The sequence below is a fragment of the Streptomyces sp. NPDC051136 genome, from assembly GCF_044455745.1.
GTDB lineage: Bacteria > Actinomycetota > Actinomycetes > Streptomycetales > Streptomycetaceae > Streptomyces.
This window is the reverse complement of the sequence record NZ_JBITFE010000002.1, coordinates 98,294-113,275: the sequence shown is the minus strand read 5'-3', so window position 1 is coordinate 113,275 and position 14,982 is coordinate 98,294. Positions and strand designations below refer to the sequence as shown.

General features: G+C 72.8%; 12 protein-coding genes, 1 tRNA gene and 1 pseudogene. 7 read left to right on the top strand and 7 right to left on the bottom strand.

Annotation, left to right across the window (positions count from 1 at the left end; all coding sequences use genetic code 11):
- Positions 1 to 14: 14 nt before the first annotated feature.
- Positions 15 to 1,457, bottom strand: a complete 1,443-nt coding sequence (locus ACIBCJ_RS06015; RefSeq protein ID WP_393522273.1) for an FAD-binding oxidoreductase — start codon at positions 1,455 to 1,457, stop codon at positions 15 to 17.
- A gap of 92 nt (positions 1,458 to 1,549) precedes the next feature.
- Between ACIBCJ_RS06015 and ACIBCJ_RS06010 the strand changes: the two genes are divergently transcribed.
- On the top strand, positions 1,550 to 3,010 hold the full coding sequence (locus ACIBCJ_RS06010; RefSeq protein WP_365978970.1) for a tetratricopeptide repeat protein: 1,461 nt from the start codon (positions 1,550 to 1,552) through the stop codon (positions 3,008 to 3,010).
- A gap of 126 nt (positions 3,011 to 3,136) precedes the next feature.
- Here ACIBCJ_RS06010 and hppD read toward each other — a convergent pair whose 3' ends face one another.
- Entirely contained in the window at positions 3,137 to 4,282 is a 1,146-nt protein-coding gene (gene hppD, locus ACIBCJ_RS06005; RefSeq protein ID WP_362094400.1) for a 4-hydroxyphenylpyruvate dioxygenase, read from the bottom strand.
- 126 nt (positions 4,283 to 4,408) lie between these two features.
- Here hppD and ACIBCJ_RS06000 point away from each other — a divergent pair, with 126 nt between their 5' ends.
- The 5 genes from ACIBCJ_RS06000 to ACIBCJ_RS05980 are packed head-to-tail and all read left to right on the top strand — an operon-like array spanning position 4,409 to position 8,691.
- Positions 4,409 to 4,900: an Lrp/AsnC family transcriptional regulator gene (locus ACIBCJ_RS06000; RefSeq protein ID WP_133886016.1), complete on the top strand. Its 492-nt coding sequence runs from the start codon at positions 4,409 to 4,411 to the stop codon at positions 4,898 to 4,900.
- A 30-nt stretch (positions 4,901 to 4,930) separates the two neighbouring features.
- A complete protein-coding gene (locus ACIBCJ_RS05995) occupies positions 4,931 to 5,578 on the top strand; it encodes an ABC transporter permease (protein ID WP_362094395.1) in 648 nt (215 codons plus the stop codon).
- Positions 5,571 to 6,845, top strand: coding sequence for a betaine/proline/choline family ABC transporter ATP-binding protein (locus tag ACIBCJ_RS05990; protein ID WP_362094392.1), 1,275 nt, complete (start codon positions 5,571 to 5,573; stop codon positions 6,843 to 6,845). The genes ACIBCJ_RS05995 and ACIBCJ_RS05990 overlap by 8 nt, the downstream gene beginning before the upstream one ends.
- Positions 6,842 to 7,726 carry an ABC transporter permease gene (locus ACIBCJ_RS05985; protein WP_362094389.1) on the top strand — a complete coding sequence of 295 codons (885 nt, stop codon included), beginning with the start codon at positions 6,842 to 6,844 and terminating at the stop codon, positions 7,724 to 7,726. The genes ACIBCJ_RS05990 and ACIBCJ_RS05985 overlap by 4 nt, the downstream gene beginning before the upstream one ends.
- On the top strand, positions 7,723 to 8,691 hold the full coding sequence (locus ACIBCJ_RS05980; RefSeq protein ID WP_365978969.1) for a glycine betaine ABC transporter substrate-binding protein: 969 nt from the start codon (positions 7,723 to 7,725) through the stop codon (positions 8,689 to 8,691). The genes ACIBCJ_RS05985 and ACIBCJ_RS05980 overlap by 4 nt, the downstream gene beginning before the upstream one ends.
- A 6-nt stretch (positions 8,692 to 8,697) precedes the next feature.
- Here the strand turns inward: ACIBCJ_RS05980 and ACIBCJ_RS05975 are convergent, their stop codons facing one another.
- The 4 genes and pseudogenes from ACIBCJ_RS05975 to ACIBCJ_RS05960 all read right to left on the bottom strand — a co-directional run bounded on the left by ACIBCJ_RS05975 (position 8,698) and on the right by ACIBCJ_RS05960 (position 13,894).
- Positions 8,698 to 9,477, bottom strand: coding sequence for a S16 family serine protease (locus tag ACIBCJ_RS05975; protein ID WP_365978968.1), 780 nt, complete (start codon positions 9,475 to 9,477; stop codon positions 8,698 to 8,700).
- Positions 9,478 to 9,535: 58 nt separating this feature from the next.
- Positions 9,536 to 10,195 (bottom strand): IclR family transcriptional regulator, encoded by a 660-nt coding sequence (locus ACIBCJ_RS05970; protein ID WP_133885446.1) that lies wholly within the window; start codon positions 10,193 to 10,195, stop codon positions 9,536 to 9,538.
- Positions 10,196 to 10,491: 296 nt separating this feature from the next.
- Entirely contained in the window at positions 10,492 to 12,288 is a 1,797-nt protein-coding gene (locus tag ACIBCJ_RS05965; protein ID WP_365978967.1) for a DEAD/DEAH box helicase, read from the bottom strand.
- A gap of 155 nt (positions 12,289 to 12,443) precedes the next feature.
- Positions 12,444 to 13,894: pseudogene (locus tag ACIBCJ_RS05960) on the bottom strand (MFS transporter).
- Positions 13,895 to 14,079: 185 nt separating this feature from the next.
- Here ACIBCJ_RS05960 and ACIBCJ_RS05955 point away from each other — a divergent pair.
- Positions 14,080 to 14,154, top strand: a tRNA-Cys gene (locus ACIBCJ_RS05955).
- Here ACIBCJ_RS05955 and ACIBCJ_RS05950 read toward each other — a convergent pair.
- Entirely contained in the window at positions 14,123 to 14,809 is a 687-nt protein-coding gene (locus ACIBCJ_RS05950) for an SUKH-4 family immunity protein (RefSeq protein WP_365978966.1), read from the bottom strand. The two genes, ACIBCJ_RS05955 and ACIBCJ_RS05950, sit on opposite strands and share 32 nt — an antisense overlap.
- Positions 14,810 to 14,982: the final 173 nt, after the last annotated feature.

The following is a 14,982-nucleotide window of genomic DNA, read 5'->3' as shown; positions in this document are numbered from 1 at the left end:
CCTCCGTCACCTGCTCAGAAGAGCTTGCCCGGGTTGAGGAGGCCCAGCGGGTCGAAGGCCTGTTTGACGGCCCGCTGCATCTCCAGGCCCACCGGTCCGAGCTCCCGCGCCAGCCACTCCTTCTTCAGCACGCCCACCCCGTGCTCACCGGTGATGGTGCCGTCGAGTTCCAGGCCGAGGGCCATGATCTCGTCGAAGGACTCGCGGGCCCGCCGGGACTCGTCGGGGTCCGAGGCGTCGAAGCAGACGGTGGGGTGGGTGTTGCCGTCGCCCGCGTGGGCGCAGACGCCGATGGTGAGGCCGTACTTCGCAGCGATCCGCTCGATGCCCGCCAGCATGTCGCCGAGCCGGGAGCGCGGCACGCACACGTCGTCGATCATCGTCGTGCCCTTGACGGCTTCGAGGGCGGTGAGCGCCAGGCGCCTGGCCTGGAGGAGGAGTTCGGACTCGGCCGCGTCCTCGGCCGGGACCACCTGGGTGGCGCCGGCGGCCTCGCACAGCGCGCCGACGGCGGCGAGGTCGGCGGCCGGGTCGGCGGTGTCGAAGGCGGCCAGCAGGAGGGCCTCGGTGGTCTCCGGCAGACCCATGCGGGCGAGGTCGTTGACCGCCTTGACGGTCGTACGGTCCATCAGTTCGAGGAGGGAGGGGACGTGCCCGCCCGCCGTGATCCGGCAGACGGCGTCGCAGGCGGCGGACGCGGAGGCGAACTCGGCGGCCAGCACCAGCTGCGCGGGGGGCCGGGGCCGCAGCGCGAGGACCGCCCGTACGACGATGCCGAGGGAGCCCTCGGAGCCGACGAAGAGCCGGGTGAGGTCGTACCCGGCGACGCCCTTGGCGGTGCGGCGGCCGGTGGACATCAGGCGGCCGTCGGCGAGGACGACGTCGAGACCGAGGACGTACTCGGCGGTCACCCCGTACTTGACGCAGCACAGCCCGCCGGAGGCGGTGCCGATGTTGCCGCCGATGGTGCACGTCTCCCAGCTGGAGGGGTCGGGAGGGTAATAGAGGCCGTGTTCGCCGACCGCGCGGGAGAGCGCGGCGTTGACGACACCCGGTTCGACGACGGCGACGCGGTCGACCGGGTTGATCTCCAGGATGCGGTCCATCCTGGTCAGGGAGAGGACCACGCAGCCCTCGGTGGCGTTGGCCGCGCCGGACAGGCCGGTGCGGGCGCCCTGCGGGACGACCGGGACGCGCAGCTCGGTGGCGGTGCGCATGACGTGCTGGACCTCCTCCACGGTGCGCGGCAGGACCACGACGGCGGGGGCGCCCGCCGGGCAGAAGCTCGCCATGTCGTGGGCGTAGGAGGCCGTGACGTCGGGGTCGGTGAGGACGGACCCGGCGGGGAGACCGGCCAGCAGCCGGTCGACGAGGGTGCTCCGGCCGCCGGGGGTGCTGTCGACCGCGGCGGCCGCGTCGTCTTCGTCGCGAGGCGCTTCGATACGGCTCATGATCAAAGGCTCGCATCCGGGGCCATCGGTGTGAACCCCGCGGGCGGCACCCGTCACCCTGCCCGGTGGGATCGTCGTATTGACGCACAGTGAGCGCCATGGACGCCAGGAACACCATGGACGCCGCGCACCGGAACACCGGAGACGGACGGCTGCCTCGCCCGGGGCGCGGGGGACGGCTGCCGCGCCCGGGACGCCCGGTGCTGATCGCCTCCGTCGCCGGGGCCGCCCTGCTCGGCGGTGCCCTGGTCCTCCTGGTGCCCTGGGACGGGGCCGACGCTCCCCCGCCCGCGCCGGGGCCTGCGGCGATGGCACGGGGCGCGGTCACCGCGGGGGCGCCCGCCGCGCTGCCCGACCTGGCCGCGCTGATCGGCGACCGGGAGTCCCACCTGCGGGCGCATCCGCTGGACGGTGCGTCGTGGGCGGTGCTCGGCGCGGCCTACGTCGAGCAGGGCCGCAGGACCGCGGACGGCGCGAACTGGCCCAGGGCCGAGAAGGCGCTGCGCACCTCCCTGAAGACGGGTCCCGAGCGCAACCCGCAGGCCCTGGAGGGGCTCGCGGCGCTGGCGGTGGCGCGCCGGGACTTCCCGGCGGCGAAGAAGTGGGGCGAGAGCGCGGTGAAGGCGGCGCCGAAGCGCTGGACGGCGCACGCGGTGCTGGTCGAGGCGTACACGGGGCTCGGCGACGGCAAGGGCGTGGGCCGTGCGCTGGACAAGGTGCTGGAGCTGCGTCCGGGCGATCCGGCCGTGGCGGCGCTGGCCGCGGCCGTCTACCGGGACCGGGGCTGGCGGGAGGACGCGGCGGCCCGGATCTCGGACGCCGCGGCGGCGGCCGGGGCGCCGGCCGAGCGGGCCGCGTACCTGGAGCAGGCCGGGCGGCTGGCGTTCGAGCGCGGGGACCGCGAGGAGGCGCTGCGGTTCTTCCAGGAGGCGCTGCGCACCGACCCGGACCAACGGGCCGCGCGGGCCGGGCAGGGCCGGGCGCTGGCGGCGCTGGGCCGCACGACGGAGGCGCTGTCCGCGTACCAGGCGGCGCTGGCCAAGCAGCCGATCCCCGAGTACGCGCTGGAGCTGGGCGAGCTGTACGAGTCGCTGGGCCTCGGGCAGGCGGCGCGGGTGGAGTACGACCTGCTGCGGGAGCGGGCGCGGGGCGCCGAGGCGGCCGGGGCCGACGAGCAGCTGGTGCTGGGGCTGCTCGACGCGGACCACGGTGATCCGGCGGCGGCGGTGGAGCGGCTGCGGGTGGAGTGGGGGCGGCAGCCGGGGACCGCGGTCGCCGACGCGCTGGGCTGGGCGTTGCACCGCAGCGGCGCGGACGAGGAGGCGCTGGAGTTCGCGACGATCGCGACCGACGGCGACAAGGGCGGCGGGGTGCGCAGCGCGCCGTACGTGTTCCACCGGGGAGTGATCGAGAAGGAGCTGGGGCGGTCCGGGCCCGCGCGGCGGCATCTGCGGGAGGCGCTGACGATCAACCCGTACTTCTCGCCGCTCGGGGTGCCGGAGGCGAAGCGGGCGCTGACGGAGCTGGGCGAGCCCCCGGTGGAGGGCCCGCCCGACTAGGGGGCGTCGTTCGGATCGTGCCGAGGGCCGCGGGCCGGCAACAGGGCACCGTCGCCCGGAGCCGGCCTGATCCGGACGACACCCCCTGGCCCGGCCGGCCCGAGCGGCCCGACCGGGTGGTGTGCGTCAGAGGTTGCCGCGCTTCTCCTGCTCGCGCTCGATGGCCTCGAACAGGGCCTTGAAGTTGCCCTTGCCGAAGCCCATGGAGCCGTGGCGTTCGATCATCTCGAAGAAGACGGTCGGCCGGTCCTGGACCGGCTTGGTGAAGATCTGCAGCAGGTAGCCGTCCTCGTCGCGGTCGACGAGGATCTTCAGCTCGCGCAGGATGTCGACCGGCACCCGGGTCTCGCCGGCCCACTCGCCGAGCGTGTCGTAGTACGAGTCGGGGGTGTCCAGGAACTCGACGCCGGCCGCCTTCATCGCGCGGACGGTCGACACGATGTCGTTGGTGTTCAGCGCGATGTGCTGGACGCCGGCGCCGCCGTAGAACTCCAGGTACTCGTCGATCTGGGACTTCTTCTTGGCGACGGCGGGCTCGTTGATCGGGAACTTGACCTTGAGGGTGCCGTCCGCGACCACCTTCGACATCAGCGCGCTGTACTCGGTGGCGATGTCGTCGCCCACGAACTCCTTCATGTTCGTGAAGCCCATGACCTTGTTGTAGAAGCCGACCCACTCGTTCATGCGGCCGAGTTCGACGTTGCCGACGCAGTGGTCCACGGCCTGGAAGACGCGCCGCTCGGGCGGGGCGACCATCGGCTTGGCGGTGACGTAGCCGGGCAGGTAGGGGCCGTCGTAGCCGGTGCGCTCGACGAGGGTGTGCCGGGTCTCGCCGTAGGTGGCGATGGCGGCGAGGACGACGGTGCCGTGCTCGTCCTTGACCTCGTGCGGCTCGGCGAGCGAGCGGGCGCCGTGCTCGACGGCGTAGGCGTGGGCGGCGCGCGCGTCCGGGACCTCGATGGCGAGGTCGACGACGCCGTCGCCGTGCTCGGCCACGTGCTGGGCGAGGAAGGTGCCCCAGTCGGTCAAGGGCTTGATCACCGAGGTGAACACGAAGCGGGCGGAGCCGCTCTCCAGGACGTAGCTCGCGGTCTCCCGGCTGCCGTTCTCCGGTCCGGAGTACGCGACCAGCTTCATGCCGAAGGCGGTGGAGTAGTAGTGCGCGGCCTGCTTGGCGTTGCCCACGGCGAAGACGACCGCGTCCATTCCCTTGACCGGGAAGGGATCGGCCTGCCGGGCGGTGTCGGGAGTGTGGTGTGTGGTCTGCGTCATAGCCGCAGGTTCTCCCGCCTCCGCAAGGTGCGCAATAGTTTGCGTTTTCACTGGGCAACCTGACCAGTGGTACGGCGCCGGTGACGGGCGATCTGTACAGGATGACCAGCCGGGAGGGTGAGGGGCATGGCGGGGACGGGCATCGACCGGCTGGACGGGCGGATCATCGGCCTGCTGGCGCGGGAGCCGCGGATCGGGGTGCTGGAGATGTCCCGGCGGCTGGGGGTGGCGCGCGGCACCGCGCAGGCGCGGCTGGACCGGCTTCAGTCGAACGGAGTCATCCGCGGCTTCGGTCCGGAAGTGGATCCGGCGGCGCTCGGCTACCCGGTGACCGCGTTCGCCACGCTGGAGATCCGGCAGGGCCAAGGGGCCGACGTACGGGCGCACTTGGCGAACGTGCCGGAGGTCCTGGAGTTGCACACCACGACCGGTACCGGGGACATGCTGTGCCGGCTGGTGGCCCGGTCCAACGCGGATCTCCAGCGGGTGATCGACCGGGTTGTCGGTTTTGATGGCATCGTCCGGGCCGCCACGGCGATCGTGATGGAGAACCCCGTTCCGCTGCGGATCATCCCGCTGGTGGAGCAGGCGGCCGAGGACAGCGTCGGACACGACTGAGGCCCGGACCGATCCCGGAGGTGAGCGGACGTGAACTTCTGGGACTTCCTGGGCAGCCGCCACCAGCAGCTGCTCGCCGACGCCTACCAGCACGCCAGCGCGGTCTTCCAGTGCATGGTCGTGGCGACCCTGCTCGGGGTGCTGATCGGCGTCGTCACCTACCGCAGCGACTGGGCGGGGAACGTGGCGACCCTGTCCACGTCGGCCATCCTCACCATCCCGTCGCTGGCCATGATCGGTCTGCTCATCCCGATCCTGGGGCTCGGCGTGCCGCCGACGGTGACCGCGCTGACCCTGTACGGGCTGCTGCCGATCGTGCGCAACTCGATCGTGGGCCTGCGCGGGGTCGACCCGTCGCTGGTGGACGCGGCCAAGGGCATCGGGATGTCGCGTGCGGCGCGGCTGCTGCGGGTGGAGCTGCCGCTGGCGTGGCCGCCGATCCTGACCGGCATCCGGGTCTCCACCCAGATGCTGATGGGCATCGCGGCGATCGCCGCCTACGCCTCCGGGCCCGGCCTCGGCAACGAGATCTTCCGCGGGATCGCCTCGCTGGGCAGCAAGAACGCGCTCAACCAGGTGCTCGCGGGCACGCTCGGGATCATCGTCCTGGCCCTGCTGTTCGACGCGGCGTACGTGCTGCTGGGACGGCTGACCATTCCGAGGGGGATCCGTGTCTGACGACCTCGTGTCCGAGAAGGCCGGCGCCGGGGCGGGCAGCGCCACCGGGGCGACCATCGAGCTGGACTGCCTCACCAAGCGCTACCCGGGCACTCCGCAGCCCGCCGTCGAGAACGTGTCGATGGAGATCAAGGCCGGGGAGACGGTCATCTTCGTGGGGCCCTCGGGCTGCGGGAAGTCCACCACCCTGAAGATGATCAACCGGCTGATCGAGCCCAGCGGCGGACGCATCCGCATCAACGGCGAGGACGTCACCGACATCGACCCGGTGAAGCTGCGCCGCAAGGTCGGCTACGCGATCCAGTCCTCCGGTCTCTTCCCGCACATGACCGTCGCCCAGAACATCGCGCTGGTGCCGAAGATGATCGGCTGGTCGAAGGCCCGCATCCGCTCCCGGGTGGAGGAGATGCTGGACCTGGTGGGTCTGGACGCCGGGGAGTTCCACGGCCGCTATCCGCGCCAGCTGTCCGGCGGCCAGCAGCAGCGGGTGGGCGTGGCGCGGGCGCTGGCGGCCGATCCGCCGGTGCTGCTGATGGACGAGCCGTTCGGCGCGGTCGACCCGATCACCCGGGACCACCTCCAGGACGAGCTGATCCGGCTCCAGCACGAGCTGCACAAGACGATCGTCTTCGTCACCCACGACTTCGACGAGGCGATCAAGCTGGGCGACCGGATCGCGGTGCTGCGCGAACGCTCCCACATCGCGCAGTTCGACACCCCGGAGGCGATCCTCACCAACCCGGCGGACGACTTCGTCTCGGGCTTCGTCGGCGCGGGCGCGGCCCTCAAGCGCCTGAACCTGACCCGGGTGCGGGACGTGGGCATCACGGACTACCCGACGGTGACCGTGGAGGACCCGCTCCAGCACATCTTCGCCCGGCTGCGGGAGTCGGGCACCAACGAGATCCTGCTCCTGGACCGGCGCGGGCGCCCCTACAAGTGGCTGCGGCGCGGCGACCTGATGCGGGCCAAGGGCTCGCTGGCGCGGGCCGGGACGCTGGTCCACGACACGGTGACCCGGGACGCGACGCTGCGGGACGCGCTGGAAGCGGTGCTGACCGACAACGCGGGGCGGGTGGCGGTCACCGGGCGGCGCGGGGCGTACGAGGGCGTCGTGGACATGGAGACGCTGATGAACTCCGTGCAGGAACTGCTGGAGGCCGACCGGCTCGACGCGCTGGAGCACCAGCACGACCTGGAGGAGACCCGGGCCACCCAGACGCACAGCGAGCAGGAGGGCTTCGGCGAGGTCGGGGGCCGCGCGTGAGCGGCTCCTCCGGCCCCTCCCCCGGCCGCCGGCCCGAGGGCGGGCACGAGGTCGACGGGCTCGCCACCCGGGACGAGCGGGACGACGGGGTCGAGCGGGACGAGGAAGAGGCCGGGACTCCCCCGCCGTCCCCGGCGGCGCGCCCCCGGGTCGGCTGGCGCAAGCTCACCTTCCTGCCCGTGGTCCTGATCGCCGTACTGCTGGCGACCTGGCTGTGGTTCCGGCAGGCCGACCTGGACGCGCTCAGCCGCAACGCGCTCGGCAACGGCCAGGTCACCAAGGCCCTGTGGCAGCACGTGCAGCTGACGGTGATCTCCACCTTCTTCGTACTGATCATCGCGATCCCGCTGGGCATCCTGCTGACCCGCAGGGCGTTCCGGAAGGCGACGCCGTTCGCGATGGCGTTCGCCAACATGGGCCAGGCGACCCCGGCGATCGGTCTGCTGGCGCTGCTGGTGATCTGGCTGGGCATCGGCCGCAGGGCCGCCCTGATCGGCATCATCATCTACGCCGTCCTGCCGGTCCTGTCCAACACCATCGCCGGTCTGAAGGCGAACGACCCGACCCTGCTGGAGGCGGCCCGCGGCATCGGCATGTCCCCGCTGGGCGTCCTCACCCGGGTGGAGCTGCCCCTGGCCGTCCCGCTCATCCTGGCCGGGGTGCGCACGGCGCTCGTCCTGAACGTCGGCACGGCGACGCTGGCGACCTTCGGCGGCGGTGGCGGGCTGGGCGTGCTGATCACCACGGGGATCACCAGCCAGCGGATGCCGGTGCTGGTGCTGGGCTCGATCCTCACCGTCGCCCTGGCCCTGCTGGTGGACTGGCTGGCGTCGCTGGCCGAACTGCTGCTGCGACCGCGGGGGCTGGAGGTGGGCACATGAGACGGCGCGTCTGCTGGGCGCTGGCCGCGGCGCTCCTCGCCGCTCCCGCCGGGTGCGGTCTGACCAGCGGCTCCCCGATGGTCGACGACGTGGAGCCGGGCACCATCGGCGAGGGCAAGCCGCTGGAGGGCGCCGATCTGACGGTCACCTCGAAGGAGTTCACCGAGCAGCTGGTCCTCGGCGCGATCATGGGCATCGCCTTCGAGGCGGCCGGCGCCGAAGTGCTCGACCGCACCGGCATCCAGGGTTCGGTCGGCACCCGCGCGGCGGTGGAGAACGGCGACGCCGACGCCACGTACGAGTACACGGGCACCGCGTGGATCACGTACCTGGGCAACAGCAAGCCGATCCCCGACCCCACGCAGCAGTGGGAGGCGGTGAAGGAGGCCGACGCGAAGAAGGGGCTGACGTGGCTGCCGCCGGCCCGCCTGAACAACACGTACGCGCTGGCGATGAACCAGGCGAACTACAAGAAGTACCGGACGAAGACCCTTTCGGAGGTCACCGCCCTGTCGAAGTCGGACCCGGACGCGGTGACGCTGTGCGTGGAGGGCGAGTTCGCCAACCGCGCGGACGGGCTGCCCGGCCTGGAGAAGGCGTACGGGATGTCGCTGCCCGCCGGGAACATCACGCAGATGGACACCGGCATCATCTACACCCAGACCGCGAAGGGCGCGTGCACCTACGGCGAGGTGTACACCACCGACGGACGGATCAAGTCCATGAACCTGGTGGTGATGGAGGACGACAAGAAGTTCTTCCCGAACTACAACGCGGCGCCCATGGTCCGCACGGCCACCCTGAAGAAGTGGCCGGCGATCGCCTCCGTCCTCGACCCGGTCACCAAGGCGCTGACCAACGACGTGGCCCGGACGCTGAACGCGAAGGTCGACGTGGACGGCGAGGACCCGCACCAGGTGGCGCTGGACTGGATGAAGGACGAGGGCTTCGTGACGGAGGGGTAGGCCCGGTCAGCAGGCGGGCACGTCGCCCTTCCCGCTCTCCAGTGCCTTCAGCGCGTCGATCGCGCCCTTGAGCGTCGTCACCGGGACCAGCCGCAGCCCCTCGGGCAGTTCGGACCGCGCGTCCGAGCACTCCGCCTTCGGCACCAGGAAGACGGTGGCCCCGTCCCGCCGGGCGGCCTGCGTCTTGAGCGGCACCCCGCCGACGGCGCCGACCTTGCCGTCGCCGGTGATGGTCCCCGTGCCGGCGACGACCTTGCCGCCGGTGAGGTCGCCGGCGCCGAGCTTGTCGACGATGCCGAGCGAGAACAGCAGCCCGGCGCTGGGCCCGCCGACGTCCTCCAGCCGGAGCTTGACGTCGACGTCGCCCTTGTCCATCCGCAGATAGCCGAGCGCGGCCGTGGTGGCCGAGTCCTGCGACTCCTTCATCTGCTCCTGGTTGTACTGCTCGATCTCGCTCACGTCGTCGCCGCTCGGGTAGACGGCGTCGCGCGGCATCACGGCCCGGTCGGTGTCGAACCAGCTGCCGAGCACGTCCCCGAGGTGGATGCTCGCGTCCGGCCCGGTCGCCTCGATCGTCGTCATCCGCAGCTGCCCGCTGGTCGCGTGCGTCGGCGCCCCGCTGATCGTGATCACCTCGGCCCCCTGGTTCTCGCCCAGCACGTCGGCCGTCAGCCCGGGCTGCGCCACGGAGAACGGCAACGGCGCGAACACGGCGGTCGCGAGCAGCGCCACGACGGGCACACCGCAGACGGCGAGGACCTGGGGACGCGTGAGACGAGAGAGCACGGGGTCAATCTAACGTGGTGCGGTCCCGCGGGCTCCGACGCCCGGGCACCGCGACGCCTCACCGCAGCGCTTCCGCCACCTCCCGGGCCGCGTGCATCACGCGCTCGCCGACCCGTTCCGGGACGACGTCGGCCAGCATGACCACCCCGACGCTGCCCTCGACGCCCGTGACGCCGAGCAGGGGCGCCGCCGCGCCGCAGGCCCCCGCTTCCAGTTCGCCGTGGGTGAGGGTGTAGCCGGGGCCGTCCACGGCCTCGCCGGCTGGCTGCGGGGGCCGGCGGGCGGCGAGGATGGCCTTGCCGGCGGCGCCCCGCTCCAGGGGGTGGCGGAAGCCCGCGCGGTAGGCGACGTGGTAGTCGGTCCACGTCGGTTCGACGACGGCGACGGCGAGGGCCTCGGCGCCGTCCACCAGCGTGAGGTGGGCCGTCGCCCCTATGTCCTCCGCCAGTGCGCGCAGGGCCGGCATCGCCGCCTCGCGGACCAGGGGGTGCACCTGGCGGCCCAGGCCGAGCACACCGAGGCCGACGCGGGCGCGGCCGCCCAGGTCGCGGCGGACGAGTGCGTGCTGTTCCAGGGTGGCCAGCAACCGGTACACGACGGTCCGGTTGACGCCCAGCTTGTGGGACAGCTCGGTGACGGTCAGCCCGTGGTCCGTATCGGCCAGCAGTTTGAGGACCCGCAGTCCCCGGTCGAGCGTCTGAGAGGTCTCCGCGGTCACGACGCCCACTCCTTCGTGGTGAGGTCGGCGGCCCTCCTCGCGGGGATGCGTCACCGAGTCCCGTCAGTGACGCGCTTCAGAGGCCGCCGATCGGCTGACGGCCCGGCGTTGTCGCGGGCCCAGTCGCTTCACGGCTGCGCTCCGCGGCGGCGCTGCCACGGGGCGTGTGCGTAGCGGGACAGTAACGACCAGGTCCGCTCAGCGGAAGGCTCCGTCCAGAATCCGGGCGCCAACCGTTACCGACGGTCTCCTTTTGTCCTCATACGTGCGACACCCGCCCGCGCGCGGCGGCGACGTCACTTCATGCGGGTCGCCCACTCCTGCACCTTGGCGATGCGCTGGCGCAGCTGGCCGCCGGTCGCCTCGGCGCTGGGCGGGCCGCCGCACACGCGGCGCAGCTCGGTGTGGATCACGCCGTGCGGCTTGCCGCTCTGGTGGACGTAGGCGCCGACCATGGTGTTGAGCTGCTTGCGCAGCTCCATCAGCTCCTTGTGGGAGACGACCGGGCGGCGGTCGGCGGGCAGTTCGAGCAGGTCGGCCTCTTCGTCGGGCTTCCTGCGGCTGTGCGCGATCTGCCGGGCCTGCCGCTTCTGGAGCAGCAACTGCACCTGGTCGGGCTCCAGCAGGCCGGGGATGCCGAGGTAGTCCTGCTCCTCCTCGCTGCCCGGGTGGGCCTGCATGCCGAACTCGGCGCCGTTGTACATCACCCGGTCGAAGGTGGCCTCGGACTCCAGGGCCTCGAAGGCGAACTGCTCCTGCTCACCGGTGTCCTCGTCCTGCTCCCGGTTCGCCTCGTCCATCTCCTTCTCGGACTCGGCGTAGGGGTCCTCCTCGCCCTCCTTCTTGGGCTTGTCGAGGACGTGGTCGCGCTCGCGCTCCATCTCGTTGGCGAAGGTGAGCAGGTCGGGCACGGTCGGCAGGAAGACGGAGGCGGTCTCGCCGCGCCGGCGGGAACGCACGAAGCGGCCCACGGCCTGGGCGAAGAAGAGGGGGGTGGAGATGGTCGTCGCGTAGACGCCGACCGCGAGCCGGGGGACGTCGACGCCCTCGGACACCATGCGGACGGCGACCATCCAGCGCTCGGTGCTCTGGCTGAACGTGTCGATGTTCTTCGAGGCGCCCGCGTCGTCGGACAGGACGACGGTGGCCCGGTCGCCGGTGATCTCGCGGATCAGCTTGGCGTAGGCGCGGGCGGAGTCCTGGTCGGCGGCGATGACGAGGGCGCCGGCGTCCGGGATGGCCTTCCTGACCTCGGTCAGCCGCTGGTCGGCGGCGCGCAGCACGGCCGGCATCCACTCGCCGCGCGGGTCGAGCGCGGTACGCCAGGCCTGGCTGACTGCGTCCTTGGTCATCGGTTCGCCGAGCCGGGCGGCGATCTCGTCGCCGGCCTTGGTGCGCCAGCGCATGTTGCCGCTGTAGCTCATGAAGATGACGGGGCGCACGACGCCGTCGGAGAGCGCCGAGCCGTAGCCGTAGGTGTAGTCGGCGGCGGAGCGGCGGATGCCGTCGTTGCCCTCCTCGTACGCCACGAAGGGGATCGGGTTGGTGTCGGAGCGGAAGGGCGTGCCGGTGAGCGCGAGACGGCGGGTGGCGGGCTCGAACGCCTCCAGGCAGGCCTCGCCCCAGGACTTGGAGTCACCGGCGTGGTGGATCTCGTCGAGGATGACCAGGGTCTTGCGCTGCTCGACGCGGTTGCGGTGCAGCATGGGGCGTACCCCGACGCCCGCGTACGTGATGGCGATGCCCTGGTACTCGCGGCTGAGCGGGCCCGCGCTGTACTCCGGGTCCAGCTTGATCCCTATCCGCGCCGCGGCCTCGGCCCACTGCTTCTTCAGGTGCTCGGTCGGCGCGACGACGGTCACCTGCTGCACGACGTGGTGGTGCAGCAGCCAGGACGCCAGCGTCAGCGCGAAGGTGGTCTTCCCGGCGCCGGGGGTGGCGACGGCCAGGAAGTCCCGGGGCTGGTCCTGGAGGTACTTCTCCATCGCCCCCTGCTGCCAGGCCCGCAGCTTGCCGGCGGTGCCCCAGGGGGCACGGCCGGGGAAGGCCGGGGACAGGTGGTGCGAGGTGCTGGAGCTGGCGGTGGTAGTCACGGTCTCCGAAAGGGGGTAGAGCGGCTCGGCCACGTATGACAACCGGGCCACCCTACCGGCGGGCCGCCGTGATCAACGCGCGCCCGGGGCCGGGTCACCCCCGGGTGGGACGGACGTCACAGCCGCCCCGCGCGTCGCACCGCGGTTCCTCCCGCTCACCGCTCCCGCACCCGGGTCGCCACCCACGCCCCCACCAGCGCCACCGCCGCCATGGGCAGGAACACCGCCGCGAAGGCCGCGGGGTGGGAGCCGGTGGCCTCGGTGGCCGCGTGGCTGACCGTGCCGCCGCCCAGGGCCGCGAAGGCGGCGCCGCCGGCCGACAGCAGGACGACGTTGGAGAGGCCGTCGGAGATCTGGAGGGCGGCGGAGTTGGCGCCGGCCTCCTCGGGGGCGGAGAGCTTGAGCAGGAGCACGCTGGTGGAGGAGATCACCAGACCCATGCCGAAGCAGCCGAAGCCCCAGGCGACGGCCACCGTCCAGGCCGGTACGCCGTCGATCAGCACGCTGGGGGCCGTGGCGACGGCCGCCGCGACCAGCACCATGCCGAGGGTCATCAGCCGCTCCCGGTGCGGTTCCAGGCGCGAGCGGGACTGGAGCCAGGACCCCGCGGCCCAGGTCGCGCCGCCCGCCGCCAGGGACAGTCCGGCGAGGGTCGGGCTGAGCCCGCGCTGGGTGACCAGCATCAGCGGGACGAAGGACTCGGCGGCGATGAAGGACCCCGCGGCCACCCCGCGCAGCAGGACCACGGAGGGCAGCCCGCGCACCGCCCGGTAGGTGCCGCGCGGCAGCAGCCCGAGGACGGCGGGGACGAGCAGCGCCAGGCCCGCCGCTCCCGGCAGCAGCGACACCCACCGCAGGTCCTGGGCGGCGTACTGGAGCAGGCCGGCGCCCAGCGAGATGCCCAGGGCGAGGCGGATGCGGCGGCGGTCGAAGGAGGCGGGCGCGTCCCCTCCCGCCACCGGGCCGGACGCGCGGCTGCGTATCTGGGGCAGCGCGAGGGCCAGCGGGACGACGACGAGCACCGGGATGCCGACGAACACCCAGCGCCAACCGAGGTGTTCGGTCACCGCGCCGGAGGCCAGCGGGCCGACGACCGAGGGGACCACCCAGCCCGCCGCGAACGCGCCATGATCGCGGGCCGCAGCCGCTCCGGGTAGGCCCGCCCCACCACGACGTACAGCGCGACGATCACCAGTCCGCCGCCGAGCCCCTGCACGGCCCGCCCGAGGATGAACAGCCACATCGCACCCGCGGTCCCGGAGAGCACGAGCCCGGCCGCGAAGGCGGCGATGCCGGCCGTCAGCGGCGCCAGCGGCCCACGCCGGTCCGACCACTGGCCGGAGAGCACCATCCCGAACAGGCTGGTCGTGAAGTATCCCGAGAACGCGAACGCGTACAGCGACACCCCGTCCAGCTCCCGCGCCGCCACCGGCATCGCCGTGCCGACCGCCGTCGCCTCGAAGGCGATCAGCACGATGACGGAGACGATGCCGACGCTCAGCGCCCGGTAGGCGCGGCTCAGCACGGTCTCGTCGGGGCCGGGGTCGGCGACGGTGGGCTCGACGGCGAGGGCGACCTCGGTGTCGCGGGGTTCGGGGATGGTCATGGTCGCCAGCGTAAGGTCCGCTGCCCGCTTTGACCCCTGTCGGGAGAAGGTGCGGGACCGGGACCCCGGTCGTACGGCCGGGGTCGCTTCATGAACGGGGTGTGGCGGTCGTGTTGCGGCCCGCCCGGATCCCTTGAGCCCCTCCCCCGCCCCGGCCTACCGTCGGATCACCGAGTCACAGACCCGGCCGTGTGCCCGAGTGGTTGAGGGGCTCGCCTGCAAAGCGAGTTACGCGGGTTCGATCCCCGCCACGGCCTCCATGCGCGTCGCGCGTCGCAGTGCCCAGAGGGTGAGGGCGAGGGCGGAGACGTCCGACATCAGGGGGTGGAGGGTGCCCGCGGGTGCCCGCCACGTCAGGACGGCGCCCGTGGTGCCGTCGACGGCCACGTGCGCGCCGTCCGCCAGCCGTCCCAGGCGTACGAGGTGGTCCGCGCCGGCCGGGACCGGGAGTCCGGGGTGCTCGTCGCAGTACTCCGCCAGGGTCGGCAGCGGCAGGTCGTCCGGGTCGTGGCGGAAGGGGTGGGCGTCCGCGGGCAGGCCCGTGTCGCGCAGGAAGCGGCGGGTGGGCCCGTGGCGGAGGGCCGCGGGGAAGTCGAGGTCCTCGAAGCGCGTCACCCGGGCGCGGCCGAACTCGCGGTCCAGGAACCGGGTCGGGAGGTCGTGGGAGGCGCCGGGTGCCGTGCGGTGGCTCACCGCCAGGAGCAGGCAGCTCATCAGGGTGGACGTGTTCCACAGGGACGGGCGCTCGCAGCCGCCCTGGGACCGGGTGGCGGCGCGCGTCCAGGACGGGTCCTCCACCGACGTCACGAGGCGGAGGCGGGTCACCAGCGAGGGCCCCGGTGTCCGGGCGTCGTCCGTCGCCGCGCCGGGCACGGTCCTCGCGCCGCACGGTGCACCACCGCTGACCGCGTGCATCGTCTCCCCCGAGAAAAGTATGGCCGTCGTGAGCCGACGGCTGCCGCTCGCACTCCTTCGGAGACTACGCGCCACCACTGACAACGCTCCTGCGCACGGACCCCGTCCGCCCGGTAGGACGCGCCCGGCCCCCCGTCCGTTGCCTCGCGCGCGGGCGGATCGGTGCCCGCGGC